The sequence below is a fragment of the Acidovorax sp. A79 genome, assembly GCF_041154505.1.
In the GTDB taxonomy this organism is placed as follows: domain Bacteria; phylum Pseudomonadota; class Gammaproteobacteria; order Burkholderiales; family Burkholderiaceae_C; genus Acidovorax.
Map to the genome: position 1 here is coordinate 4492840 of NZ_AP028672.1, position 23277 is coordinate 4516116.

20 protein-coding genes are annotated in these 23277 nt (G+C 68.9%); 11 read left to right on the forward strand and 9 right to left on the reverse strand.

Annotated elements, in window-relative coordinates:
• Window positions 1–7 precede the first annotated feature (7 nt).
• The 3 genes from ACAM51_RS20725 to ACAM51_RS20735 form a co-directional block, all read right to left on the reverse strand.
• On the reverse strand, window positions 8–1309 hold the full coding sequence (locus tag ACAM51_RS20725) for a UDP-N-acetylglucosamine 1-carboxyvinyltransferase (protein WP_218341491.1): 1302 nt from the start codon (window positions 1307–1309) through the stop codon (window positions 8–10).
• A 231-nt stretch (window positions 1310–1540) separates the two neighbouring features.
• Window positions 1541–2002, reverse strand: a complete 462-nt coding sequence (locus tag ACAM51_RS20730; protein ID WP_369641718.1) for a (2Fe-2S)-binding protein — start codon at window positions 2000–2002, stop codon at window positions 1541–1543.
• Between the two features lie 19 nt (window positions 2003–2021).
• The gene (locus tag ACAM51_RS20735) at window positions 2022–4292 is read right to left on the reverse strand and encodes a molybdopterin cofactor-binding domain-containing protein (RefSeq protein ID WP_369641719.1); all 2271 of its coding nucleotides are present in this window, start codon (window positions 4290–4292) and stop codon (window positions 2022–2024) included.
• A gap of 392 nt (window positions 4293–4684) precedes the next feature.
• Here ACAM51_RS20735 and urtA point away from each other — a divergent pair, with 392 nt between their 5' ends.
• The 5 genes from urtA (at window position 4685) to urtE (ending at window position 10559) form a co-directional block, all read left to right on the forward strand.
• Window positions 4685–5956 (forward strand): urea ABC transporter substrate-binding protein, encoded by a 1272-nt coding sequence (urtA, locus tag ACAM51_RS20740; protein ID WP_369641720.1) that lies wholly within the window; start codon window positions 4685–4687, stop codon window positions 5954–5956.
• A 154-nt stretch (window positions 5957–6110) separates the two neighbouring features.
• On the forward strand, window positions 6111–7691 hold the full coding sequence (urtB, locus tag ACAM51_RS20745) for an urea ABC transporter permease subunit UrtB (RefSeq protein ID WP_369641721.1): 1581 nt from the start codon (window positions 6111–6113) through the stop codon (window positions 7689–7691).
• Between the two features lie 7 nt (window positions 7692–7698).
• Window positions 7699–8826 carry an urea ABC transporter permease subunit UrtC gene (gene urtC, locus ACAM51_RS20750; protein ID WP_369641722.1) on the forward strand — a complete coding sequence of 376 codons (1128 nt, stop codon included), beginning with the start codon at window positions 7699–7701 and terminating at the stop codon, window positions 8824–8826.
• A complete protein-coding gene (urtD, locus tag ACAM51_RS20755) occupies window positions 8823–9698 on the forward strand; it encodes an urea ABC transporter ATP-binding protein UrtD (protein ID WP_369641723.1) in 876 nt (291 codons plus the stop codon). The genes urtC and urtD overlap by 4 nt, the downstream gene beginning before the upstream one ends.
• A 168-nt stretch (window positions 9699–9866) precedes the next feature.
• Window positions 9867–10559 carry an urea ABC transporter ATP-binding subunit UrtE gene (urtE, locus tag ACAM51_RS20760; protein WP_369641724.1) on the forward strand — a complete coding sequence of 231 codons (693 nt, stop codon included), beginning with the start codon at window positions 9867–9869 and terminating at the stop codon, window positions 10557–10559.
• A gap of 4 nt (window positions 10560–10563) precedes the next feature.
• Here urtE and ACAM51_RS20765 read toward each other — a convergent pair whose 3' ends face one another.
• Window positions 10564–11406 (reverse strand): phosphatase PAP2 family protein, encoded by an 843-nt coding sequence (locus ACAM51_RS20765; RefSeq protein ID WP_369641725.1) that lies wholly within the window; start codon window positions 11404–11406, stop codon window positions 10564–10566.
• Window positions 11407–11702: 296 nt separating this feature from the next.
• On the opposite strand from ACAM51_RS20765, the gene ACAM51_RS20770 reads away from it, so the two are divergent.
• The 3 genes from ACAM51_RS20770 to ACAM51_RS20780 all read left to right on the forward strand — a co-directional run bounded on the left by ACAM51_RS20770 (window position 11703) and on the right by ACAM51_RS20780 (window position 14987).
• The gene (locus tag ACAM51_RS20770; protein ID WP_218293587.1) at window positions 11703–12782 is read left to right on the forward strand and encodes a diacylglycerol kinase family protein; all 1080 of its coding nucleotides are present in this window, start codon (window positions 11703–11705) and stop codon (window positions 12780–12782) included.
• Between the two features lie 40 nt (window positions 12783–12822).
• Window positions 12823–13611, forward strand: a complete 789-nt coding sequence (locus tag ACAM51_RS20775; protein ID WP_369641726.1) for a metallophosphoesterase — start codon at window positions 12823–12825, stop codon at window positions 13609–13611.
• A 290-nt stretch (window positions 13612–13901) separates the two neighbouring features.
• Window positions 13902–14987, forward strand: coding sequence for an adenylate/guanylate cyclase domain-containing protein (locus ACAM51_RS20780; RefSeq protein WP_218293589.1), 1086 nt, complete (start codon window positions 13902–13904; stop codon window positions 14985–14987).
• An 86-nt stretch (window positions 14988–15073) separates the two neighbouring features.
• Here ACAM51_RS20780 and ACAM51_RS20785 read toward each other — a convergent pair whose 3' ends face one another.
• Entirely contained in the window at window positions 15074–15802 is a 729-nt protein-coding gene (locus ACAM51_RS20785) for a haloacid dehalogenase type II (protein ID WP_218293590.1), read from the reverse strand.
• A gap of 242 nt (window positions 15803–16044) precedes the next feature.
• On the opposite strand from ACAM51_RS20785, the gene ACAM51_RS20790 reads away from it, so the two are divergent.
• The 3 genes from ACAM51_RS20790 to ACAM51_RS20800 all read left to right on the forward strand — a co-directional run bounded on the left by ACAM51_RS20790 (window position 16045) and on the right by ACAM51_RS20800 (window position 19517).
• A complete protein-coding gene (locus tag ACAM51_RS20790; protein ID WP_369641727.1) occupies window positions 16045–17274 on the forward strand; it encodes an MFS transporter in 1230 nt (409 codons plus the stop codon).
• 134 nt (window positions 17275–17408) lie between these two features.
• A complete protein-coding gene (gene alaC, locus ACAM51_RS20795) occupies window positions 17409–18635 on the forward strand; it encodes an alanine transaminase (protein ID WP_369641728.1) in 1227 nt (408 codons plus the stop codon).
• 183 nt (window positions 18636–18818) lie between these two features.
• Window positions 18819–19517 (forward strand): IPTL-CTERM sorting domain-containing protein, encoded by a 699-nt coding sequence (locus tag ACAM51_RS20800; RefSeq protein ID WP_218341480.1) that lies wholly within the window; start codon window positions 18819–18821, stop codon window positions 19515–19517.
• 100 nt (window positions 19518–19617) lie between these two features.
• Here ACAM51_RS20800 and ACAM51_RS20805 read toward each other — a convergent pair whose 3' ends face one another.
• The 4 genes from ACAM51_RS20805 to ACAM51_RS20820 all read right to left on the reverse strand — a co-directional run bounded on the left by ACAM51_RS20805 (window position 19618) and on the right by ACAM51_RS20820 (window position 23266).
• Window positions 19618–20448 carry an urease accessory protein UreD gene (locus ACAM51_RS20805; RefSeq protein ID WP_369641729.1) on the reverse strand — a complete coding sequence of 277 codons (831 nt, stop codon included), beginning with the start codon at window positions 20446–20448 and terminating at the stop codon, window positions 19618–19620.
• Window positions 20449–20544: 96 nt separating this feature from the next.
• The gene (locus ACAM51_RS20810; protein ID WP_255591745.1) at window positions 20545–21078 is read right to left on the reverse strand and encodes a nucleoside deaminase; all 534 of its coding nucleotides are present in this window, start codon (window positions 21076–21078) and stop codon (window positions 20545–20547) included.
• Between the two features lie 257 nt (window positions 21079–21335).
• Window positions 21336–22385 carry a patatin-like phospholipase family protein gene (locus ACAM51_RS20815; RefSeq protein WP_369641730.1) on the reverse strand — a complete coding sequence of 350 codons (1050 nt, stop codon included), beginning with the start codon at window positions 22383–22385 and terminating at the stop codon, window positions 21336–21338.
• Window positions 22386–22498: 113 nt separating this feature from the next.
• Window positions 22499–23266 carry an ABC transporter permease gene (locus tag ACAM51_RS20820; protein ID WP_218293597.1) on the reverse strand — a complete coding sequence of 256 codons (768 nt, stop codon included), beginning with the start codon at window positions 23264–23266 and terminating at the stop codon, window positions 22499–22501.
• Window positions 23267–23277: the final 11 nt, after the last annotated feature.

The window sequence follows — 23277 nt, forward strand, 5'->3', positions numbered from 1 at the left end:
CCGCCGCTCACTCCTCGCTGGTCCACTCCACCTGCACGCCCAGGCTGCGCAGGTTCTCCACGAAGCGCGGGTGGGCGCGGCGGATGGGCGTGGCGTTGCGGATCTCGGAGCGCCCGGGCGTGCTCGCCGCCACCATGAACAGCGCGATCGCCACGCGGATGATGTAGGGGCTCTCGACCACGGCCGGGCTCAGGGGGTTGCCCCCGAAGGTGACCAGGCGGTGCGGGTCGGACTGGAACACGTGCGCTCCGAACTTCGACAGCTCGCCCGCCCAGCCCAGGGCCCCGTCGTACACCTTGTTCCAGAACAGCGCGTTGCCCTCGGCGCGCACGCCCAGGGCAATGAAGATGGGCAGCAGGTCCACCGGAAAATACGGCCAGGGCGCGGCCTCCACCTTGGTCAGCACATTGCTCGTGAAGGGCGTCTGCACCTTGAGCGGCCCGTCGCACGCCGCGCGCGACCAGCCGTCCTCGTGCGTGACGGTGACGCCGAACTTGGCGAAGGTGCGGTCGATGAGCGGAAAGTTCCCGGGCGCGCTGTTCTTCACCACCACGTCCCCGCCGGTGATCGCGCCCAGGGCGAGGAAGGTCGTGATCTCGTGGAAATCCTCGTCGAAACGGAACTCCCCGCCGCGCAGGGCCGTGCCGCCGTGCACGGTGATGCGCGAGGTGCCCATGCCCTCGATGCGCACGCCGATCATGGCCATGAAGCGGCAGAACTCCTGCACGTGCGGCTCCGACGCCGCGTTGGTCAGCACCGAGGTGCCCTCGGCCGTGGCGGCGCACAGCACGAAGTTCTCGGTGGTGGTCACCGATGCGTAGTCCAGCCAATGGTGGTTGGCCTGCAGCCGGCCCGCGCTGCGGATCAGCAGCGAGCCCTCGGCCCGCTCGACGGCGCCCCCGAAGCGGCGGAACACCTCCACGTGCGGGTCGATCTCGCGCACGCCCAGCGTGCAGCCCTTGACGTTGTCCTCCAGCCGCGCCACGCCAAAGCGCGCGAGCAGCGGGGGCACCAGCATGATGGACGAGCGCATCTCCTCGGGCAGCCGGTGCTGCGCGGCATCGAACACCGTGGCGTGGTGGTGCAGGTCGAGCGTGCCGGTGGCGTGGTCCATGCGGACATCGCTGCCCAGGGTGCGGAAGATCTCCAGGATCTTGCGCACATCGGTGATGTCGGGCACGCCCAGGAGCTTGAGCGGCTCGTTGGTGAGCAGCGTGGCGCACAGCACGGGGAGCACCGCGTTCTTGTTGGCGGATGGCGTGATGCGGCCCCGGAGCGGGGTGCCGCCGTGGACGACGAGGTTGGACATGGGTGGAGCAGGGCTGAAGAAGGGGCCGGGCAGGCCGGGGCCTGCGCGAGGTCGATACTCTAACTGGGTCTGGTTTTCCGTGGTGACGGAAGGCCTGAATGCTATGCAATTAATAGCATTCCGCGCTTGACAGGCGTGCGCGGGGGCCATTCCAGAGGGGTGGCATCCTGGCGCCCGCCTGGCGTCTGGCCCCCGGAGCTTGCCGCCATCCCCCGGGGCACGGGGCGGGCGTCACGCCTTTTCCGTGGCCGCCGCCTGGTGGATCGCCGCGCGAATCCGCTGGTAGGTGCCGCAGCGGCACGCGTTGCCCGACATCCCCGCGTCGATGTCCGCATCGCTGGGCCGTGGCGTCTTCTTCAGGAGCGCGCAGGCCGACATGAGCTGCCCGCTCTGGCAATAGCCGCACTGCGCCACGTCCAGCACCGTCCACGCGGTGCGCAGGGCGGTGGCCTCGGGGCCGTGCAGGCCTTCGATGGTGGTGATGTCGGCATCGCCCACGGCCGACAGGGGCGTGATGCAGGCGCGCACGGGCTCGCCGTTCAGGTGCACGGTGCAGGCGCCGCACAGCGCCATGCCGCAGCCGAACTTGGTGCCGTTCAGATGCAGCTCGCCGCGCAGCACCCACAGCAGCGGGGTGTCGGGTTCGGCGGTGACGGAGATGGCTTTGCCGTTGATGCGCAGGGTGGTGGGCATGATGGTTCCTTGAATCGATTCAGGCCAGCTTCAGCGGCAGGGCGCGCAGGCGCTGCCTGGTCAGGGCAAACAGCGCATTCGCCACAGCGGGCGCGATCGGCGGCAAGCCGGGTTCGCCCACGCCTTCGGGCGGCTCGGCGCTGTCGATGATGTGGGTCTCCACGCGCGGGCAGTCGGCCATGCGCAGCAGCGGGTAGTCATGGAAGTTGCCCTGCTGCACCTGCCCGTCCTTGACCGTGACCTCGCCGTGCAGCGCCGCCGTGAGGCCGAACACCACGGCGCTTTCCATCTGCTGCGCGATCAGGTTGGGATTGATGGCCGCGCCGCAGTCGATCACGCACACCACGCGGTGCACGCGGATGGCCTTGTCGGCGCCCACCGACACCTCGGCCACCTGGGCCACGATGGAGCCGAACGACTGGTGCAGCGCCACGCCCCGCGCGCGCTGCCCGCCCGCCGCGCCTGGCGCCAGCGGCTTGCCCCAGTCCGCCAGCTCGGCCGCCTTGTGCAGCACCTTCAAGTGGCGCGGGTGTTTTTGCAGCAGCGCGGCGCGGAAGGCCACCGGGTCCTGCCTGGCCGCTGCGGCGGCCTCGTCCACAAAACTCTCCTTGAAGAACGCCTGGTGCGAATGCCCCACCGAGCGCCAGAAGCCCACGGGCAGGGGCACGTCGACCACCTCATGCGCGATGCGCGCATGGGGCCATTCGTAGGGCTGGTCGAAGGCACCTTCGGACGTGGTCTTGTCGGGGCCCGCGCCCGCCAGGCCAAAGGTGCGCACCAGCACCTGCGGCACGATGGCCTGGCCCACGGAGATGTTGTGCCACGCCACCAGGTGTCCCTGCGCATCAAACCCTGCCTTGAAGCGGGCCATGCAGGCGGGGCGGTAGAAGTCGTGCTGCGTGTCCTGCTCGCGGGTCCACAGCGTCTGCACCGGCGCGCCCCCGGCGGCCTGGGCGATGGCGGCGGCCTGGCCCACGTAGTCCACCTCCAGCCGCCGCCCAAAGCCGCCCCCCAGCAGCAGCTGGTGCACGGTCACTTTCTCTTCGTCGATGCCCAGCGCCTTGGCGGCTGCCCTGCGGGCCAGGCCCGGCACCTGGGTGGATGTCCACACGGTGGCGGCCCCGTCCTTGAATTGCACCGTGCAGTTGATGGGCTCCAGCGCCGCGTGGGCCAGGTAGGGCGCGCGGTAGTCCGCGGTGATGGTGCTGGCCGCGCCCTGCAGGGCCGCATCCACGTCGCCCGTGCTGTGGTAGCCAAAGCCCTTGGCCTGGTCCAGCGCCTGCGCCATGCGCGCCATCACGGCGTCGCTCGACAGCGTGGCGGCGGGGCCGTGGTCCCATTCCACGGTGACAGCGGCGGCGGCCTTCCTGGCGTGCCAGGGCGTGTCGGCGATCACGGCCACGGCGCCGGTGCCGCCGTGCAGGGGCGCCACGGCCAGCACGTGTTTCACGCCCGGCAGCTTCCGGGCGGCGGCTGCATCAAAGCGCGCCACCTTGCCGCCGCGCGTGGGGCACATCACCACGCTGGCATGCAGCAGGCCGGGTGGGTGGGCGTCGATGCCGTACACGGCCGAGCCATCCAGCTTGGAAGGCGCCTCGATGCGCGTGAGCGGCTTGCCGATGAGCTTGAACTGCGCGGGTTCCTTCAGCGTGACCTTGCCCCGCATGGGCTGCTGCGCGGCCAGGGCGGCCAGTTCGCCAAACGTGGCGCGCTGGCCGGCCACATGTTCCACCACGCCCGCGTTGGCCGTGCACTCCGCCGCCTGCACGTTCCATTGCGCGGCGGCGGCGCGGATCAGCAGGGCGCGCGCGTGGGCGCCGGCCTCGCGCATGGGCAGCCATAGGTCCTTGATGCTGCTCGATCCGCCCGTCATCATCACGCCCACCTCGCGCATGGTCTTGGCCGTGAGCCAGCCCGCCGCGGCCTTCATCGAGCCGTCGTTGTCGGGGTGGAAGGGCAGGCCGTCCACCACGGTGGCCAGGTTGTTGTAGATGTCGTCGATGGGCGCCATCTCCAGCCGCACCTGCGCCCAGTCGGCATCCAGCTCTTCCGCCAGGATGGCGGCCAGGCCCGTGTGCGCGCCCTGGCCCATTTCGGATTTGGCCATCATCACCGTCACGGTGTTGTCGGCGCCCACCTTGAGCCAGCCGTTCAGCGCCGCCTGCCCGCTGGCGCTGGGCACCGGGTCGGCCGGGTGCAGGCGCTGGCGCGGCGGCATCACGCCCCAGCCAATGACCAGCGCGCCCGCTGTCGCGGCGCCACCGAGGAGCACTGTGCGTCGTTTCACCATGGGGTTGTTTCCTTCGTGGCGTAGGTTGGCTGGATGGGGGCATGCGAGCCCGGCGCATGGGGTGATGGTTCAAATATCGTAAACCTGCGACCGAGATTCCCCCGCCCTTCGGGGACTTGGCATTTTGAGTGTTTTTGGCCTCCAGCGCTTATCCATCAAGCGCTAAAAGCTATTAAATGCATAGCGTTTCGCCTACCCGACACGAGCTGGGTGAGCAGACCCTGGCGCCCTGCGGCCGGGCCACCGTGTACGCCACCCGGCGTATTTCCCAAGCCGGCCTCGCTCTCCAGAATCCATTCCATCGCCCGATCCGCCACGGCTCCACCACGGAGCCCGCCGGGCGAAGCGGTTTGATTGATTCACTGATTGAAACCACCACCGGAGAAGCACACATGCAACGTCGTTATTCCCTCAAGGCCCTTGCGGCCGTCGCTACGCTCGCTGGCCTGTCTGCGCTGCCAGCCCACGCGCAGGAGACCATCAAGGTCGGCATCCTGCACAGCCTCTCGGGCACCATGGCCATCTCGGAAACGGTGCTCAAGGACACCGTGCTGATGGCCATCGACGAGATCAACGCCAAGGGCGGCGTCTTGGGCAAGAAGCTCGAACCCGTGGTGGTGGACCCCGCCTCCAACTGGCCGCTGTTCGCGGAAAAGACCAAACAGCTGCTGGGCCAGGACAAGGTCTCGGTGATCTTCGGCTGCTGGACCAGCGTGAGCCGCAAGTCCGTGCTGCCCGTGGTCGAGGAAATGAACGGCCTGCTGTTCTACCCCGTGCAGTACGAGGGTGAGGAACTCTCCAAGAACGTGTTCTACACCGGCGCCGCGCCCAACCAGCAGGCCATCCCTGCGGTCGACTACCTGATGAGCAAGGACGGCGGCAGCGCCAAGCGCTGGGTGCTCCTGGGCACCGACTACGTGTACCCCCGCACCACCAACAAGATCCTGCGCGCCTACCTCAAGTCCAAGGGCGTGAAGGATTCGGACATCGACGAGAAGTACACCCCGTTTGGCCATTCGGACTACCAGACCATCGTGGCCGACATCAAGAAGTTCAGCCAGGGCGGCAAGACGGCCGTGGTGTCCACCATCAACGGCGACTCCAACGTGCCCTTCTACAAAGAGCTGGGCAACGCGGGCCTGAAGGCCAAGGACGTGCCGGTCGTCGCATTCAGCGTGGGCGAGGAAGAACTGCGCGGCGTGGACACCAAGCCGCTGGTGGGCCACCTGGCCGCCTGGAACTACTTCCAGTCCATCAAGAGCCCGGCCAACACCGAGTTCATCAAGAAGTGGAGCGACTACGCCAAGGCCAAGGGCATTGCCGGCCACAAGGACAAGCCGCTCACCAACGACCCGATGGAAGCCACCTACATCGGCATCAACATGTGGAAGCAGGCTGTCGAGAAGGCCAAGAGCACGGATGTGGACAAGGTGATCGCCGCCATGGCCGGCCAGACCTTCAAGGCACCGAGCGGCATCGTCAGCAAGATGGATGAGAAGAACCACCACCTGCACAAGAGCGTGTTCATCGGCGAGATCAAGGCCGACGGCCAGTTCAACGTGGTGTGGAAGACGCCGGGCCCGGTCAAGGCCAAGCCATGGTCTCCTTACATCGAAGGCAACGACAAGAAGAAGGACGAGCCGGACGGCAAGTCGAAGCTGTGATCTCCCCCTGAGCGGCTACGCCGCTTCCCCCTCTCTCACGCTGCGCGTGGGAGGGGGACGCCGCCAGCGCGGCGGGGCGGCCCTTGCGCGGCGGCCCTGGTCTGGGCCCTGCGCGCTGCACAGGCCCATCTTGTTCGACGCCACTGGCCCTTCCATGCTTTCTTCATTCTTTTCTCGCTTGATCGCCTGCCTGCTGTTGTGCACAACGGTGCAGGCGCACGCGCTCACGGCCGAGGCTGCACGGGCCATGGCGGCGGGTGATACCGACGACCGGATCGCCGCGCTGCAGAAAGCCATCGCCACGCCCGACGAGGCCACTTTGGCGTTTATCCGTGCGATGGGTGAGGACGCCGTGAAGATCGCGGGCGACAAGGCCATCGTGATCAAGGGCGACAAGGGGCTGGACCCCGTGACCGGCGCCGAGGTGCCGGTGCCTGACGACGCCGAAGACATCGTCAACAACAATCGCATGCGCGGCGAGTTCGACACTGCATTGGCTTCGCTCCAGCTGATGTCCACCGACATTGCACAACGCCGCAGCGCCATCGAAGCGCTGCGCGAAGAGACCGACGAGGCCCGCCTGCCGCTGGTTGAGAAGGCCCTGGCCGCCGAGCAGGACGCAGCTCTCAAGGGGCGCCTGGCCAGCATCCGCGCGCGCATCCTCCTGAGCAGCAGCGATGCCGCCAATCGCCTGGAAGCCGCCCAGCACCTGGCCGCCAGTGGCAACCCCGCCACGCGCACGGTGCTGCTGGAGCAGCTGCGCAACGAACAAGATCCCAAGGTCAAGGCCGCCCTGCAGGCGGCACTCAAGACGGTGGAAGACAGCCTGAAATGGGGCGAGCGTCTGGCGGCGATGTTCACGGGCATCAGCCTGGGCTCCATCCTGCTGCTGGTGGCGCTGGGCCTGGCCATCACCTACGGCCTCATGGGCGTGATCAACATGGCCCATGGCGAGCTGATGATGATCGGCGCCTACGCCACCTACGTCATGCAGGGCGTGTTCCAGCGCTACTTTCCGGGCGCGTTCGACTGGTACCTGGTGGCCGCCGTGCCCGCCGCCTTCATGGCCTCGGCGCTCATGGGCGCGGTGCTCGAGCGCGGCGTGATCCGCTTCCTGTACGGCCGCCCGCTGGAGACCTTGCTGGCCACCTGGGGCATCAGCCTGATGCTGCAGCAGCTGGTGCGCACCGTGTTCGGCGCGCAGAACGTGGGTGTGGAAAACCCCTCGTGGATGAGCGGCGGCGTGCAGCTCATGGAGAACCTGCAACTGCCCTGGAACCGCGTGATCATCGTGGCGTTTGCGCTGGCGGTGTTGGGCGGCGTGGCCTTTCTCATCAGCAAGACGCGCCTGGGTTTGTTCGTGCGCGGCGTCACGCAGAACCGCCCTATCGCCTCGTGCATGGGTGTGAACACGGCGCGTGTCGATACCTACGCCTTCGCGCTGGGCTCCGGCATTGCGGGCCTGGCAGGCTGTGCCCTCAGCCAGGTGGGCAATGTGGGCCCGGACCTGGGCCAGGGCTACATCGTCGATTCGTTCATGGTGGTGGTGCTCGGCGGCGTGGGCCAGCTGGCCGGCACCGTGTATGCCGCGCTCGGCCTGGGCGTGCTCAACAAGTTCCTCGAAGGCTGGACGGGCGCCGTGCTGGCCAAGATCGCCGTGCTGGTGTTCATCATCATCTTCATCCAGAAGCGGCCGCAGGGCATCTTCGCGGTGAAGGGCCGTACGGCGGATTGAGACTGTTATGAATACCCCTGCTATCCAACTCCCCGCACCCGCGCCGCTGCTCACGCGCGGCGGCTGGTCGGCCTTCATCGTGGCGCTCATCGTGGTGTGCGCCGTGGCACCCGTGCTCAACCTGTGGGTGCCGGCCGGCAGTGCGCTGCACCTGTCCGACTACGCCGTGGCGCTGCTCGGCAAGATCATGTGCTACGCCATCTGCGCGCTGGCCATGGACTTGATCTGGGGCTACACCGGCATCCTGAGCCTGGGCCATGGCCTGTTCTTCGCCTTGGGCGGCTACGTGATGGGCATGTACCTCATGCGCCAGATCGGCCGCGACGGCAACTACCAGAGCGACCTGCCCGACTTCATGGTGTTCCTCGACTGGAAGGAGCTGCCCTGGCACTGGATGCTGTCCGACAGCTTCGTTGCCACCTTGATCCTCATCGTGGCGGTACCTGGCGTGATCGCGTTCGTGTTCGGCTACTTCGCCTTCCGCTCGCGCATCAAGGGCGTGTATTTCTCGATCATCACGCAGGCCATGACGTATGCGGCCATGCTGCTGTTCTTCCGCAACGAGACGGGCTTTGGCGGCAACAACGGCTTCACGGATTTCAAGCGCATCCTGGGCCAGCCCATTGCCACGCAGAACATGCGCATGCTGCTGTTCGTGATGACGGGCGTCACGCTCTTGGTATTCTTCCTGCTGGCGCGCTGGCTGGTGCGCAGCAAGTTCGGCCGCGTGCTGCAGGCGGTGCGCGATGCCGAGACGCGCGTCATGTTCTCGGGCTACTCGCCACTGCCCTACAAGCTCACCATCTGGACCATCAGCGCCATGATGTGCGGCGTGGCGGGCGCGCTGTACGTGCCCCAGGTCGGCATCATCAACCCCGGCGAGATGAGCGCCGCCAACTCCATCGAGATCGCGGTGTGGGCCGCGGTGGGCGGCCGTGCCACGCTGATCGGACCCATCGTGGGCGCCTTCATCGTCAATGGTGCCAAGAGCTGGCTCACCGTGACGGCGCCGGAGTTCTGGCTGTATTTCCTCGGTGCGCTGTTCATCGCCGTGACGCTGTTCCTGCCCGATGGCGTGGTGGGCCTGGTGAAGAAGCTGAAGAAAAACAAGAAGACCGAAGGAGCCGCGCCATGACCCCCGATCTGATGGACGAAGGCGCAAGGCGCATAGAGGCCAGGCTGGCGCCCGCCGCCCTGGGCCAGACCGAATCCGGCGGTCGTGCTGCAGGTTTCTCGCGCATTGCCACGCCCGGTGAGGTGGACATCACCCACGGCCGCATCCTGTACCTGGAAGATGTGAACGTGAGCTTTGATGGCTTCAAGGCCATCAACAACCTGAGCCTCGATATCGCGCCCGGCGAGCTGCGCTGCATCATCGGGCCCAACGGTGCGGGCAAGACGACGATGATGGACATCATCACCGGCAAGACGCGGCCCGACAGCGGCACAGTGTACTTCGGCTCGACCATCGACCTCTTGCGCCACAACGAGCCGGAGATCGCGAGCTTGGGCATAGGCCGCAAATTCCAGAAGCCCACGGTGTTCGAGCAGCTCAGCGTGTTCGAGAACCTGGAGCTGGCCTTGAAGACGCACAAGGGCGTGACGTCGAGCATGTTCTTCCGGCTGGATTCCGCGCAGTCGGACCGGCTGGCGGAGATTCTGCACACCATCCACCTGGCCGACAGCGTGGCGCGCATGGCAGGGAACCTGAGCCATGGGCAAAAGCAGTGGCTGGAGATCGGGATGCTGCTGATGCAGGACCCCAAGCTGCTGTTGCTCGACGAGCCCGTGGCGGGCATGACGGACGAGGAGACGGCGCGCACGGCGGAGCTGTTCCTCACGCTCAAGGGCAAGCACTCGCTGATGGTGGTGGAGCATGACATGGGGTTCATCCGCACCATTTCGGAGATCGTGACCGTGTTGTGCGACGGGGCGGTGCTGGCGCAGGGCACGCTGGACCAGGTGCAGGCGGATGAGCGGGTGATCGAGGTCTATCTGGGGCGGTGATGGAGGTTGCCTGTTCTCTTTTCCTGGCGGGCGGTGGGCTGTTGCGAAGGCTGGGGCCGGGGCGACTCTCGGAATCCGGACTCGGCACAGGCGCACCGAATGCTTCCAAATTAATAGCTGCTGGCGCTTGATGAACAAGCGCTAGAGGCCCAAAACACTCCAAGTACCATGCTCACCGTCCAGAACATCAACCAGTACTACGGCGGCTCCCACATCCTGCGTGATGTGAGCCTCACGGCGCAGGCCGGCAAGGTCACCGTGCTGCTCGGCCGCAACGGCGTCGGCAAGACCACGCTGCTCAAAAGCCTCATGGGCCTGATTCCCATCAGGAGCGGGGGCATCACGTTCGACGGCAAGCCCATCGACAAGGCCACGCCGTACGACCGTGCCCGCGCAGGCATCGGCTTTGTCCCCCAGGGGCGCGAGATTTTCGGCCGCCTCACGGTGGAAGAAAACCTGCGCATGGGCCTGGCCTACAAGAGCGGCGCCACCCCCGTGCCGCCACACCTGTACGAGCTGTTCCCCGTGCTCAAGCAGATGCTCGGCCGCCGGGGCGGCGACCTTTCGGGCGGGCAGCAGCAGCAGCTGGCCATCGCCCGGGCGCTGGCGCCGGGGCCGCGCCTCTTGATCCTGGACGAGCCCACCGAGGGCATCCAGCCCAGCATCATCAAGGACATCGGCCGCGTGATCCGCATGCTGGCCGACAAGGGCGAGATGGCCATCCTGCTGTGCGAGCAGTACTACGACTTCGCGCAGGAGCTGGCCGACGACTACCTGGTGATGGAGCGTGGTGAGGTCATCGCGCGCGGCCCTGGCAGCGAGATGGAGGCCAAGGGCATCCGCAACCTCGTCGCGATCTGATGGCTCATGGCCGTTGCGCCGCAGCGCCGGGGGCGGGGCCGCGCCAGCGCGACACACTCTCCATGATCAGCACCGTGCACACCATCCAGGTGCCGCCCAGCAGCCAGCCCGCGAGCACATCGCTGGCGTAGTGCACATGCAGCACCACGCGGCTCCAGCCGGTGGTGAAGATGAACGCGCCGGCCAGGAGCGCCGCGGGTGCGTGCCAGGGGCGGGGCAGCAGCCGCGTGGTCAGGTAGGCCAGCATCGCGTACGCCACCATCGACGCGCTGCTGTGGCCGCTGGGAAAGCTGTAGCCCTGGGCCTGGGCCACGCCGTGCATGTGCTCGGGCCGGACACGCTCGAACACCTCCTTGAGGACTTTGGTCAGGGCGCCGTTTCCCGCCATGGCGACGAACCAGCCCGTGGCCAGCAGCCGGTGCCGGCGCAGCCACAGCGCCAGGGCCACCACCAGCGTCAGCCCGGCCAGCACCCCCGAGTCCCCCAGGTGGGTGAGCGCGGCGAACCAGCGCAGCACGGCGGTGTCCGCCTGCGCGCGCAGGCCGTCGGCAAGGGCGTCGTCCAGCACGCCCCAGCGGCCATCGGCGGCGCGCCCGCTGTCGGCCAGCTCCGCCATCGCGGCGCCCGCCAGCACCAGGGTGCAGGCCGACGCGCCCATGGCCGCGATCATCACCCAGCGCGCCCGTGCCGGCAGGAGCCGGCGCAGCGGCGGGGCCGCGCGGCGCAGGCCCCGCAGGCCCGCCAGGCCGCCCAGCCCCAGCAGCGCGAAGGCGACCGTGCCCGCCCACCACCAGGCCATGGGGTGCTGCGCCAGCAGGGCGCCAATGTCGGATGCGGGGAGGGTCATGGGTTGCGGACGGCGTCAGCTTCTTCTTCGCCAGGCTAGGAGGGAGCCCGCGTTTGTACCGGAGTTCCCAGCGGCCCTGCCGGGCATGGGTGAATCGTCGTGGCACCGTGGCACCGTGGCGCTGCCCCGGCCCTGTCGGCGGGCGCTGACAGGGCAAAGGCGTGGCTACCGGCTGCGCATGCGCTGCCCGCCCGCCATCATCGGACGACCGCACCGCAATCCCCGGCGCGCAGCCAGCACGGTGCCGGCCTGGCGCCCGGGTCCGGTGCCGCAGCCTGTTGCAGACCTTTCTCTTCATGACACCTTCAGAGCGTCCCGTTCCTGCCCGGCCCCACGGCCCCATCCACCTGGTGGTGCCCCGGCGCCCCGGCGCCGACCTGGACCTGCTGCGCGCCAAGCTCGAGGGCGTCTCGGCCCTGCAGGCGCACAACCTGGTGTGGCACGTGCCGGACCAGCGCGGCGACATCGTGGCGCTGGCGGGCGAGGCGGCGCATGCCGCGCGCGCCGACGGTGGCCTGGTGGTGGCCGCGGGCGGCGACGGCACCATCAACGCGGTGGCCGCCGCGGTCCTGCGCCTGGGTGTGCCCATGGGGGTGGTGCCGATGGGCACCTTCAACTATTTCAGCCGCGAACACGGCCTGGCGCTGGACCCCGAGGTGGCCGTGCAGGATCTGCTGCAGGCCCTGCATGCGGGCGACATGCGCCCCGTGCAGGTGGGCTATGTGAACCGCCAGCTGTTCGTGGTCAACGCCAGTGTCGGCCTGTACCCCAAGCTGCTGGCCGAGCGCGAGAAGGCGTCGCGGCGCTTTGGCCGCTCGCGCCTGGTGGCCGTGGCGTCGGCGGTGTGGAGCATGTTCCGGCCCGCGGCCGGCCGCCGCTGGCGTGTGGTGATGAAGACCCACGAGGGCGCACGGGACCGGCAGGAGGAGCACCTGGTCACCACGCTGTTCGTGGGCAACAACCCGCTGCAGCTCGACCGCATGGGCCTGCCCCAGGCGCAGATGGTGGCCGATGGCGGCAAGATGGCCGTCGTGCTGCTGCAGCCCCAGGGCCGCTGGGCCGTGGCGCGCACGGTGTGGAACGCGGCCACCGGCCAGCTCGACAGGGACGGCGCGGTGACCAGCGTGGCGTGCACGGAGCTGACGGTGGCCCCGGCCAGCTGGCGCCCGCCGCAGGTCAAGGTGGCTTTCGACGGCGAGCGCGCGTGGATGGCGCCGCCCCTGCATTTCCGGATCAGCGCGCGGCCGCTGTGGCTGGTGGCCTCGTCCACTCTGATCCGTGACGATGCCTCCGCGCCCGCGCCGCCGGCTGCCATGCCCGTGCAGCACGAAGGGGCGCCGGCCGCCCCTCCGGTGGAAGGGATGCTGCCGGCATGACGCAGCAGCCTGGCCGCCCAGCCCCGTTCGGAGAGTGCCCATGGACGTTCTGATGCACCTGTCGGATCTGCATTTCGGGGCGCACGATCCCGACGTGTGCGCCGCGGCCCAGCGGCTGGCGCAGCGGCTGGGGGTGTCGATGGCGGTGGTGTCGGGCGACCTCACGCAGCGTGCCACCGCCAGCCAGTTCGAGCAGGCCGGGCGTTTTGTGCAGGGCCTGCACGCCCGCTCCACCCTGGTGCTCGCAGGCAACCATGACCTGCCGCTGTTTGCCTGGTGGATGCGCTGGGGGCGGTCGTACGAGCGTTTCGCGAGCCAGTTCGGGGTGGACCACGAACCCGTGCGGCAGGCGGGCGCGTTCTATGTGGTGGGCGTCAACACCACGCGTGCCTGGCGGCATGAACGCGGCAGCCTGTCGTCTGCCCAGATCCACCATGTGGCCGACCTCCTGGCCCGCGCCCCCCCCGATGCCTGGCGCATCGTGGCCAGCCACCACCCCCTGGTGGCGCGCGATCCGGCCGACCGCGCGCACCGCCCCCACCGGGCCGACGAGGCCCTGCAGTGCTGGCGCTCCGCCGGTGCGCAGATGCTGCTGTCGGGCCACGCCCACCAGCCTGCGCTGCTCAATCCCCTGCCCGGGCTGTGGGCCAGCCACGCGGGCACCGCCGTGTCGTACCGCCTGCGCCACGGCAGCCCCAACAGCCTGGTGGTGCTGACGGTCGAGGCATCCGGCGCGGTGGAGGGCGGCTGGGCGCGCTATGCCGCCCGCTGGGACTACGACGCGGCGTCGGGTGAATTCCAGCGCGTGCTGCGGCAGACCGTGGGCTAGGGCGGACGGTCCCGGCTCCGTGGCCAGGAAAACTGTTGCTATATTTTTGATAGCTGCTGGCGCTTGAAGGGATAGCGCCAGAGGCTCGAAACATCTGAAGTGGCCGCCGCGCGCAGCGGTGGGCGCGCGTGCCCCGCACGCGGGTGCAGGCGGCGGTGTGGGCGGGCACCGGGGTGTTTTCACCGGTTGACCGGCCGGAGGGCGCCACCTATTCTGGTGGCCTGGCGGGCGGGCCGTGCGGCGGATGCGGGGCCGGGCCGTGCCGCCGTTTTTGCAGCCTCTCGTCACTCATGCACAAAGAATTCAACCACGATGCGGTGCGCCGGCTGCAGGCGCTGATCGAGCGGGAGACCGGTGCGCCGCTGGGCGAAGGGGCGCAGGCCGAGATGGCGGCGATCCTGCGCGGCAGCGAATGCCCCGATGGCGCCGCCGCCGAAGGCCTGGCCGTGGCACCGCGCGAGGTCACCATCCTGCTGGCGGACCTGCGCGGCTTCACCGCGCTGTCGGGATCGCAGCCGGCGGCGGTGGTCATCGCGGCGCTCAACCGCTGTCTGGCGCGGCTGAGCGAGGTGGTGTTCAAGCACCAGGGCAGCATCGACAAGTTCATGGGCGACTCGATCATGGTGCTGTTCGGCGCGCCCATGGGGCGCGACGACGACGTGGACCGCGCGCTGCTGTGCGCGGTGGAGATGCAGATCGCCATGCGTGACCTGAATCTGGAGCACCTGCGCGAACGCCTGCCGCAGGTGTTTCTGGGCATTGGCGTGAACACCGGCAACGTGATGGCGGGGCGCTTCGGGTCGGAGCTGTATTCCGAATACACGGTCATCGGCGAAGAGGTGAACCTTGCCTCGCGCATCGAGGCCTTCAGCCTGCGCGGGCAGGTGCTGATCAGCGAGGCCACCTACCAGCGCTGCTGGGGCCTGGTGTCGGCCACCGCGCCCATGCAGGTGTACGTGAAGGGCCGCGTGCAGCCGGTGAGCCTGCGCGAGCTGGTGGCGATCCCCTCGCACAAGCTCAAGGTGCCGCGCCAGGAGTTCCGCCGCAGCCACCGCGTGGACACGCGCCTGCCCTGCCTGTGCCAGCGCATGCAGGACAAGATCATCGTGCCGCACATCGTGCACGCCGCCATCCGCGACATCGGCTACCACGGCCTGCTGATCGAGGTGGCGGAGCCGGTGGCGCTGCACAGCGAGGTGAAGGTGGAGTTCGACCTCACGCTCGTGGACTACCACGCCACCGACGTGTATGCGCGCGTGGTCACGCTCAAGCCCGAGCGCGAGCAGTGGCTGGCCGGGCTGGAGTTCACCTCGATCAGCCCCGAGTGCAACGCCAAGGTGCAGATGTTCGTGCAGCTGCTGGTGGCGGCGCGGTAGCCGCAGCCTGGGCCGGCAAGGATTCCGCGGGCGGCCTCGCTGGAACCGGCGCGGGGGCGGCGCCTGCGGGGTGGCACGCGCCGCTCTCAGCAGCCCAGCATCCGCGCCAGGTCGTTCAGGTCGGTGGCATGCAGATCGTTGCCGGGCTGGGGCGACCCGTCCTTGGGCCGTGCCTTGCCGAGTTCGTGCGGGCGCTCGATGTAGGCGGTGCGCAGGCCGCAGGCGCGTGCGGCCGCCAGGTCGTCGTGGTGGGTGGCCACCAGCGCCACCTGTCCGGGCCGCAGGTCGAACACGCGCGCCACGCCCAGGTAGGTGTCGGGGCTGGGTTTGTAGGCCTTGAACACTTCCGCGCTCAGCACGCAATCCCACGGCAGCCCCGCGCGCTTGGCCATGTGCGTGAGCAGGCTGATGTTGCCGTTGGACAGCGTCGTGAGGATGAAGCGGGTTTTGAGCCGCGTGAGGCCCGCCACGCTGTCGGGCCACGGGTCCAGCCGCTGCCACACATGGTTCAGGTGCTGGCGCTCGGCCTCTGCCAGGTGGGCGAGGCCGAAGCGCGGCAGGATGCCGTCGAGGATGCCCCGGTGCAGCGCGTCGATGCGCGTCCAGCCCTGCTCGCCGCGCATCACCCGCGCCATGGCCGGCTGGTAGCCGCTGCGCCAGGCGATGGCGAACGCGTCGCCGTCGATGGCCGGGTACAGCGCCTGCATCTCGCGCACGATGCTGCCGTGCCAGTCCACCACGGTGCCGAAGATGTCGAAGGCCAGCACCTTCACGCTGCTGGCGATGGGGTCTGCCGTGCTCTGGGTCGTCGTCATTCGCGGTCCTGGGTGGGGAGGAAGGAAGGGCGGGGTCGGGGCGTCAGCGTAGCAGCCTTGCGTGTTGGGCCGGTGTGCCGGGGTTGCACATGCCCTCGCCCCTGCAGGGCAGCGCGGGGCGTGCTATGGTTACAAAAATCGGGTTTACCCCCGTAACTGCGTTTCTTCTCCACCCCCGTCCATCGCCTGCCGCCCGCCGCCTGCCGGTGGAGCGCCCCTTTGTTGCTGTTGCTCCTGCTGCCATGACCGCGCCCCTGACTCCCACGTCGTTCCTCGCCCACGCCCCGACCGACGACCGCACCCTGGTGCGCGCCGTGCTGGCCCTGGGGGTCGGCGGCTTTTCCATCGGCACGGGCGAATTCGTGATCATGGGCCTGCTGCCCGAGGTGGCGCGCGACATCGGCGTCAGCATTCCGCAGGCCGGCCACGTCATCAGCGCCTATGCGCTGGGCGTGGTGGTCGGTGCACCGGTGCTGGCCGTGCTGTGCGCCCACTGGGGGCGGCGCGCGCTGCTCATGGCGCTGATGGTGGTGTATGCGCTGGGCAACTTCGCATCGGCGCTGGCGCCGGGCTACCTGTCGCTCAGCGCCATGCGGTTGTTCACCGGTTTGCCGCACGGCACCTACTTCGGCGTGGCCGCCCTCGTGGCCGCGGCCCTGGCGCCACCGGGGCGCCGCGCGCGCGCCGTGGGCTGGGTCATGCTGGGGCTGACCACGGCCACCCTGGTGGGCGTGCCCATCGCGGCGGCCCTGGGCGAATACTTCGGCTGGCGCGCGGCGTTCGTCTTCGTAGGGCTCATCGCCGTGGCCGCGGTGGTCATGGTGCGCCTGTGGGTGCCCGACATGCCCGCATCGCACGGCGCCAGCCCCCTGCGCGAACTGGGCGCGCTGGCGCGCAAGCAGGTGTGGTTCACCCTGGGCATCGGCGCCATCGGCTTTGGCGGCATGTTCGCGGTGTTCAGCTACATCAAGCCCACGCTGCTGGAGGTGGCCGGCATGCCGCCCGCGCTCATGCCTTTCGTGCTCTCGCTCTTCGGCCTGGGCATGGTGGCGGGCAACATCGTGGGCTCGCGCATGGCCGACAAGGCCCTCATGCCCGCCATCGGCAAGGTGCTGCTGTGGTCCATCGCGGTGCTGGCGCTGTTCGTGCCCGCCGCGCACCACCCCGTCACCGCCGCGCTGGCCACCTTCTTCCTGGGCACGCTGGTCGCCATTGGCCCCGCGCTGCAGATCCGCCTGATGGACGTGGCGGGCGACGCGCAGACCCTGGCCGCCGCGCTCAACCACTCGGCCTTCAACGCCGCCAACGCGCTCGGTGCCTGGCTCGGCGGCGTGGCGATTTCCGCCGGCATGGGCTGGACATCCACTGGCTGGGTGGGCGTGCTGCTGGGCATCGGCGGCGTGGGCATGTTCGCGTGGTCGATGGGCAGCGAGCGGAACACGCAGCGCGCCACGGCGGGCCTCAAGGCCTGAGCGTAGCGGCGGCGCTACAGCGCCGCCCTCTGCAGACCGGCCACCGCGTTCTGCGTTACAGTGAACGCGGGCCAACCCCATTGTTGGCCACGTCGCTCGGACGGTTCCGGGCGCTTACGTGAAAGTTCACCAGCATGTCTTCTTCTCAGGGCAAGCGCCGTTTTGCGCGCATCGATCGCCTCCCTCCCTACGTCTTCAACATCACGGCCGAGCTGAAACTGGCTGCCCGCCGCCGGGGCGAAGACATCATCGACATGAGCATGGGCAACCCCGATGGCGCGACCCCGCCGCACATCGTGGCCAAGCTCACCGAGGTGGCCCAGCGGCCCGACACCCACGGCTACTCCGCCAGCAAGGGCATCCCCCGCCTGCGCCGCGCCATCAGCCACTGGTACAAGGACCGCTACGCGGTGGACATCAACCCCGACACGGAAGCCATCGTCACCATCGGCTCCAAGGAAGGGCTGGCCCACCTGATGCTGGCCACGCTGGACCGGGGCGACACCGTGCTCGTGCCCGACCCGAGCTATCCCATCCACATCTACGGCGCGGTGATCGCCGGGGCCGACATCCGCAGCGTGCCCGTGGCGCCCGACGTGGACTTCTTCGCCGAGCTGGAGAAAGCCATCCGTGGCAGCTACCCCAAGCCCAAGATGATGATCTTCGGCTTTCCCAGCAACCCCACGGCGCAGTGCGTGGAGCTGTCGTTCTTCGAGCGCGTGATCGCCCTGGCCAAGAAGCACGACATCCTGGTGGTGCACGACCTGGCCTATGCCGACATCGTGTACGACGGCTACCGCGCCCCCAGCATCATGGAAGTGCCCGGCGCCAAGGACGTGGCCGTGGAGTTCTTCACCCTCTCCAAAAGCTACAACATGGCCGGCTGGCGCGTGGGCTTCATGGTCGGCAACCCCGACCTCGTGGCCGCGCTCGCGCGCATCAAGAGCTACCACGACTACGGCACCTTCACCCCCCTGCAGGTGGCCGCCATCGCCGCGCTGGAGGGCGACCAGCAGTGCGTGAAAGACATCGCCGCCCAATACCAGCGCCGCCGCGACGTGCTCTACAAGGGCCTCACGGAGTCGGGCTGGGCCGTGGACTGCCCCAAGGCCAGCATGTACATCTGGGCCCGCATTCCCGAGCCCTACCGCGCCCTGGGCTCCCTCGAATTCGCGCGCCAGCTGCTCGACAAGGCCAAGGTCTGCGTCTCGCCCGGCATCGGCTTCGGCGACCAGGGCGACGAGTACGTGCGCTTCGCCCTCATCGAGAACGAGGCCCGCATCCGCCAGGCGGTGCGCGGCATCCGCGCGATGTTCAAGGCCGATGGTTTGCTGAAGGTGCCTGCGGCCACGGCGGCCTGAGGCCTGCCGAAAACGCCCGCCGGGATGGCGGCTGCTTTCGAAGCGGGCCCCGGCGGGACGGGCCGCCGCTGATCGGGCGGCTTCATGGGGGCCCATCGGCGTATAGGTATTGCGGGCGAATGCCTATACGATCCCTCTCCTGTTGTTTCACAAAACGCGGAGGGGGGGTCCATGAAGGAATGTATGAAGAATTGGCTCGCGGCGCTGGTGATGCTGTGCGCCGCAGCCGTGGCCCATGCGCAGCCCACGACCTACGTGGCCACCGCGACCGGCAACTACAACCTGTTCATCGATTTCACCCTGTGTGTGACGGGCCCCTGCCAGAACTTCAATACAAGCATGGGCGCATCAGGCTCGTTCACAACCTCCGCCCCGCTGGCGGCCAATCTCTCTGCCGCGAACGTGGCGCCCCTGGTCACGGCCTTCAGCTTCTCGGATGGCATCAATACCTATTCCAGTGCAGACCCGGCCGTCCGCATCTTCTTTTTCAACGTGTCCACCAACGCCTCCGGCGCCATCACCACCACGAACATCCGGATCCAGCGCTGGCTGACCGGAACCTCTCCCCATGTGCCGGGTGACCGGCATTCCTGGGTCTTGTTCCTGGCAACAGGGGAAGCCGACCACAACGCGCAGTGCCTCACCGTCGGCGCCTCGCCCGCGGGTGTGCCGGATTCATGCGTTCTCGTCCTGGGTGCCGACACCAGCCGGTCGCTGGCATTTGGTTCCGCCCGGGCCTGGGCCGTAGCGCCCTCTGCCGTCACCGCTGTTCCCACCCTGGCCGAATGGAGCCTGGTCCTGATGGCCGTGTTCATGGCGATTGCCGCCTTGGTGGCACTGCGCCATCGTTCCCGGGCCAGCGCAGGCTCCGTGCCCTCCTGACGGGAGGCGGCCTGGCCCCGCCGGGCGCAGCACTGCGGCCGGGTTTCGGCCGTGCCGTGTGTGCCGCCCTGGCCAGGCCGGGCCAGCAGGCCTGCTGGCCCTACATGGCCCAGATGCGGGGCGCTTCGCCCTCCAATTCCCACAGCACCTCCCGCCAGGCCATGCGCACGGCCTTGAGCAACTGCATCGCGGGCTCCACCTGTGGCGCCAGCACGCGCAGCACGACCATCTGCGCATTGGGGCTGGTGGCGCCGGCGCTGGCCTGGAGTGCATGGCCGTCCACCATGGCGCGCGCGGCGTCCAGGGCGGCGTCGCGGCGGGGGCGGTCCAGCGGGGTGCCGGCGGCAAAGAACAGGCTGGCCAGGCAGCGGTGCCCCGCCAGGCCCAGGGGACTGTTCAGCAGGCGCTGGTCGGCCGCGTCGATCACGCCGCGCTCCAGCCACAGGCCGGGCACTTCGAGGTGCTGTGCGAAGCGGCCGGTGTCGAACGGCTGGTTGGCGTGGGGCAGGCCCAGGGCCGTGACGTCCCAGCCCATGCATTCGGCGCCGGGGGCGAGGTTCAGCGTGAGGTGGTTCTCGGCATTGCAGGCGCTGTAGCACAGCGCCTCCAGCGGCAGCCATTCGAGCCGGGCACCCTCGGCCAGGGTGAGGTGGCTGCGCTGCAGCGCCAGCGGGCCGGTGGATCGGTAAAAGCGCGTGGCGCCCGGTGTGGTGACGAGGCCGTGCGCGCCCGGGCCCACGGTGGCGGTGATGTCCAGCGTGTCGCCGCCCACCAGTCCGCCGGGCGGATGCACCAGCACGTTGTGGCAAATCGCGTCGCCTTCGGGGTACAGGCTCTGCAGGATGCGCAGCGGTCCGCTGTGCTCGTGGCGCGCCACGGTGCGGGCGTTTTCTACCGAGTAGTTCAGCTGCAGGCGCGCGTGCCAGGGCATGGTGCGGGTGTCTTTTGCTATTAAATAAGTAGCTGATTATGCCCCGTGGGCAAGCGGTGACGGCCCAGGCGCCGGGCCCTGGCGAAGCCTTCTCGCTCAGGACGACCAGAACCCCACGTGTGGCGCGCTGGCTTCGGCCACGAGGGCGGGGCCGATGCATTCGATGAAACGGGGCGACGCCGCCAGCACGTCGCGCCCCGAGAGGGCTGCTGCTGCCGCTGCTGCCGCATAGGCCTGCCGGGAGCGGGGCACCTGCAGGGCGTGCAGGCGCGCCGCGTCGATGCCGAACACCACGCGGCCGATGCCCGACCAGAAGATGGCGCCCGCGCACATCACGCACGGCTCTGCCGAGGTGTAGAGCGTGGCACCCGCCAGCGTGTCGCGGTCCACGCGCGCGCTGATCTGGCGCACGGCATTGGTTTCGGCATGGCCGGTGCAGTCGCCCGTTTCGGCGGTGTTGCAGTACGCCTCGGACAGCAGCTCGCCCTGCGCGCCGATCACCACCGCGCCAAACGGCGGGTTGCCGCGCGCGCGGGCACGGCACGACCACGCGATGGCCTGGCGCAGGTACACGCCGTCGTTGGCGGCAAGGGCGGCTGCTTCGCCGGGCTGGGGGGGCGCTGCGGACATGAGGGCAGGCATGGGCTGTCTCCGGGCATGGTGTGTTGCGCCCAGCGACATGCATGGGGCATGCCAAGAACATTGTGTGACATGTGTGCATGGCTTTCGCCGTGCTGCCCGAGGCGCGGGGCGGTCCCCGGTGGCGCGGTGGGGGTGTGGTGGGCACGCCGCAGCAAGGAGCCGTTCCCGTGACGTGGGCGATACCGTACCGGGCGCGCATGTCGCGCAGCGGGGCCGGGCCCTCGGGGGCCTGCCGGGCCGGCGGGCTACCTGCCGGGCGCGGGGCAGGGGTCGTCCAGCCCCGCCATGCCCGCCAGCCTTTGCAGACGCGAGCGGTTGTCCAGGCAGGCCTTGTACTCGGCCTCCAGGACCTTTTGCTGGGCTTGCTGCGCCGCGCGGGCGCGCTCGGCCTGCAGCTGCGCGATGCGTTCGCGGATCTGCGGCATGGCGGCCAGGGCGGCCTTCTCGCCTTCCAGGATCGCGCCGGCGCGCTGGCTGAAATCCGCCGGGCCGATGTCCAGCACCTTGGGGCTGATGATGACGTCGGCGCGTGCCAGTTCGGCCTGGCCCAGCTTCTGGCCCATGATGGCGATCGACTGGTTCAGCGCGCCCAGCATGTTGCCTGGCGACTGGCCCCGGGCCTTGTTGGAGATGTCCACGGCGACCACGATGTCCGCGCCCAGCTGGCGCGCCGCATCCACCGGCACGGGGCTCACGATGCCGCCGTCCACGAAGTGGTACTTGCCGATGGTGACCGGCTGGAACACGCCCGGCACGCTGCTCGAGGCGCGCACGGCCTGGCCCGTGTTGCCGCGCGAAAACACGGTGCGCTCGCCGTCCTCGAGCCGGGTGGCCACCACCACTAAGGGCTTGGCCATTTGCTCCAGGGGCTTGCGGCGCACCTGCTCGTTGACGTAGTCCTCGAGCTTCTGGCCCAGCACCAGCCCGCCGGACGACAGCTGCAGGTCGCGGATCTTGGCTTCGTCGAGCGCCACGGCTTTTTCCTGCATCTCGAACGCATTCATGCCGCTGGCGTACAGCGCGCCCACCACGCTGCCCGCGCTGGTGCCGGAGACGACGGCGGGGGCGAAGCCATTGGCTTCCAGCATCTTGATCACGCCGATGTGCGCGAAGCCCTTGGCGGCGCCCCCGCCCAGGGCGATGCCCACCTTGATGGGCGCGCCTGGGGATGGGGTGCCGGTGGCGGCCGCGCCCTGTGCGGGCGTGGCGGGCTGTTGCGGGGGCGTGCTGCCGCACGCCGCGAGGCCCAGGCAACCCACAAGCGCCAGGGGGCGCAAAAAGACTTCCAACCGCATGCCAAGGAATCCTGTTGTCGACGGGGCGGCGAGTATAGCGGCAGGCTGTAAAGAAGAGAGGCGCTGCCCGTGGCGCCGGGGCCTTGCACGCCGCTACCGGCGCGGCCGGGCCTTCACTCTCCCTGCGAGCCCCGGTGGGCCCAGCCGGTGGTGCGCTTTTCAACCCAGCTGAACAGTTCGTACATCACCATCGCCATCGCGCCCACCACCATCAGGCCGGCGAACGCCAGGCCCATCTGCATGGAGGAGCCCGCGCTGATCAGCAGGTAGCCGATGCCTTCGTTGGCGGCGGTCATCTCGCTCACCGTGGTGCCCACGAAGGCCAGCGTGATCGCCACCTTGAGAGAGCCGAAGAAGTAGGGCATGGAGCGCGGCAGGCCGACCTTGGTGAGCACGTCCCAGCGCCTGGCGCCCAGCACGCGCAGCACGTCTTCGAGTTCGGGCTCCAGCGTGGCCAGGCCGGTGGCGATGTTCACCATGATCGGGAAGAAGCTGATGAGGAACGCCGTGAGGATGGCCGGCCCCACGCCGATGCCGAACCACACCACCAGGATGGGCACGAACGCCGCCTTGGGCAGCGCGTTGAAGGCGGTCATCAGTGGATAGACCGCCGCGTAGGCGATGCGCGAACTGCCGATCACGAAGCCCAGCAGCACCCCCACCACGATGGCGATGCCAAAGCCGGCCATGGTCACCCAGAAGGTGCGCCATGCGTGGCCCGCGATGACGCCGCCGAACTCGACCAACTGGGTGGCGATGGCCCAGGGGCTGGGGAAGATGAACTCGGACACGTTGAAGGCCGAGCAGATGATCTGCCAGAGCAGGATGATCGCGACCAGCAGGATCCAGGGAGACCAGCGTTCTACGGTTTTCTTGTGCATGGAAACAGGCT

What these genes read in the sequence shown, in the direction of transcription:
- alaC (WP_369641728.1), top strand. Translation starts at nt 17,409, where the DNA reads ATGTCTTCTTCTCAGGGCAAGCGCCGTTTTGCGCGCATCGATCGCCTC.
- urtE (WP_369641724.1), top strand. Translation starts at nt 9,867, where the DNA reads ATGCTCACCGTCCAGAACATCAACCAGTACTACGGCGGCTCCCACATC.
- ACAM51_RS20785 (WP_218293590.1), bottom strand. Translation starts at nt 15,802, where the DNA reads ATGACGACGACCCAGAGCACGGCAGACCCCATCGCCAGCAGCGTGAAG.
- urtB (WP_369641721.1), top strand. Translation starts at nt 6,111, where the DNA reads ATGCTTTCTTCATTCTTTTCTCGCTTGATCGCCTGCCTGCTGTTGTGC.
- ACAM51_RS20765 (WP_369641725.1), bottom strand. Translation starts at nt 11,406, where the DNA reads ATGACCCTCCCCGCATCCGACATTGGCGCCCTGCTGGCGCAGCACCCC.
- ACAM51_RS20780 (WP_218293589.1), top strand. Translation starts at nt 13,902, where the DNA reads ATGCACAAAGAATTCAACCACGATGCGGTGCGCCGGCTGCAGGCGCTG.
- ACAM51_RS20770 (WP_218293587.1), top strand. Translation starts at nt 11,703, where the DNA reads ATGACACCTTCAGAGCGTCCCGTTCCTGCCCGGCCCCACGGCCCCATC.
- ACAM51_RS20725 (WP_218341491.1), bottom strand. Translation starts at nt 1,309, where the DNA reads ATGTCCAACCTCGTCGTCCACGGCGGCACCCCGCTCCGGGGCCGCATC.
- ACAM51_RS20815 (WP_369641730.1), bottom strand. Translation starts at nt 22,385, where the DNA reads ATGCGGTTGGAAGTCTTTTTGCGCCCCCTGGCGCTTGTGGGTTGCCTG.
- urtA (WP_369641720.1), top strand. Translation starts at nt 4,685, where the DNA reads ATGCAACGTCGTTATTCCCTCAAGGCCCTTGCGGCCGTCGCTACGCTC.
- ACAM51_RS20730 (WP_369641718.1), bottom strand. Translation starts at nt 2,002, where the DNA reads ATGCCCACCACCCTGCGCATCAACGGCAAAGCCATCTCCGTCACCGCC.
- ACAM51_RS20805 (WP_369641729.1), bottom strand. Translation starts at nt 20,448, where the DNA reads ATGCCCTGGCACGCGCGCCTGCAGCTGAACTACTCGGTAGAAAACGCC.
- ACAM51_RS20800 (WP_218341480.1), top strand. Translation starts at nt 18,819, where the DNA reads ATGAAGAATTGGCTCGCGGCGCTGGTGATGCTGTGCGCCGCAGCCGTG.
- urtD (WP_369641723.1), top strand. Translation starts at nt 8,823, where the DNA reads ATGACCCCCGATCTGATGGACGAAGGCGCAAGGCGCATAGAGGCCAGG.
- ACAM51_RS20790 (WP_369641727.1), top strand. Translation starts at nt 16,045, where the DNA reads ATGACCGCGCCCCTGACTCCCACGTCGTTCCTCGCCCACGCCCCGACC.
- ACAM51_RS20820 (WP_218293597.1), bottom strand. Translation starts at nt 23,266, where the DNA reads ATGCACAAGAAAACCGTAGAACGCTGGTCTCCCTGGATCCTGCTGGTC.
- ACAM51_RS20775 (WP_369641726.1), top strand. Translation starts at nt 12,823, where the DNA reads ATGGACGTTCTGATGCACCTGTCGGATCTGCATTTCGGGGCGCACGAT.
- urtC (WP_369641722.1), top strand. Translation starts at nt 7,699, where the DNA reads ATGAATACCCCTGCTATCCAACTCCCCGCACCCGCGCCGCTGCTCACG.
- ACAM51_RS20735 (WP_369641719.1), bottom strand. Translation starts at nt 4,292, where the DNA reads ATGGTGAAACGACGCACAGTGCTCCTCGGTGGCGCCGCGACAGCGGGC.
- ACAM51_RS20810 (WP_255591745.1), bottom strand. Translation starts at nt 21,078, where the DNA reads ATGTCCGCAGCGCCCCCCCAGCCCGGCGAAGCAGCCGCCCTTGCCGCC.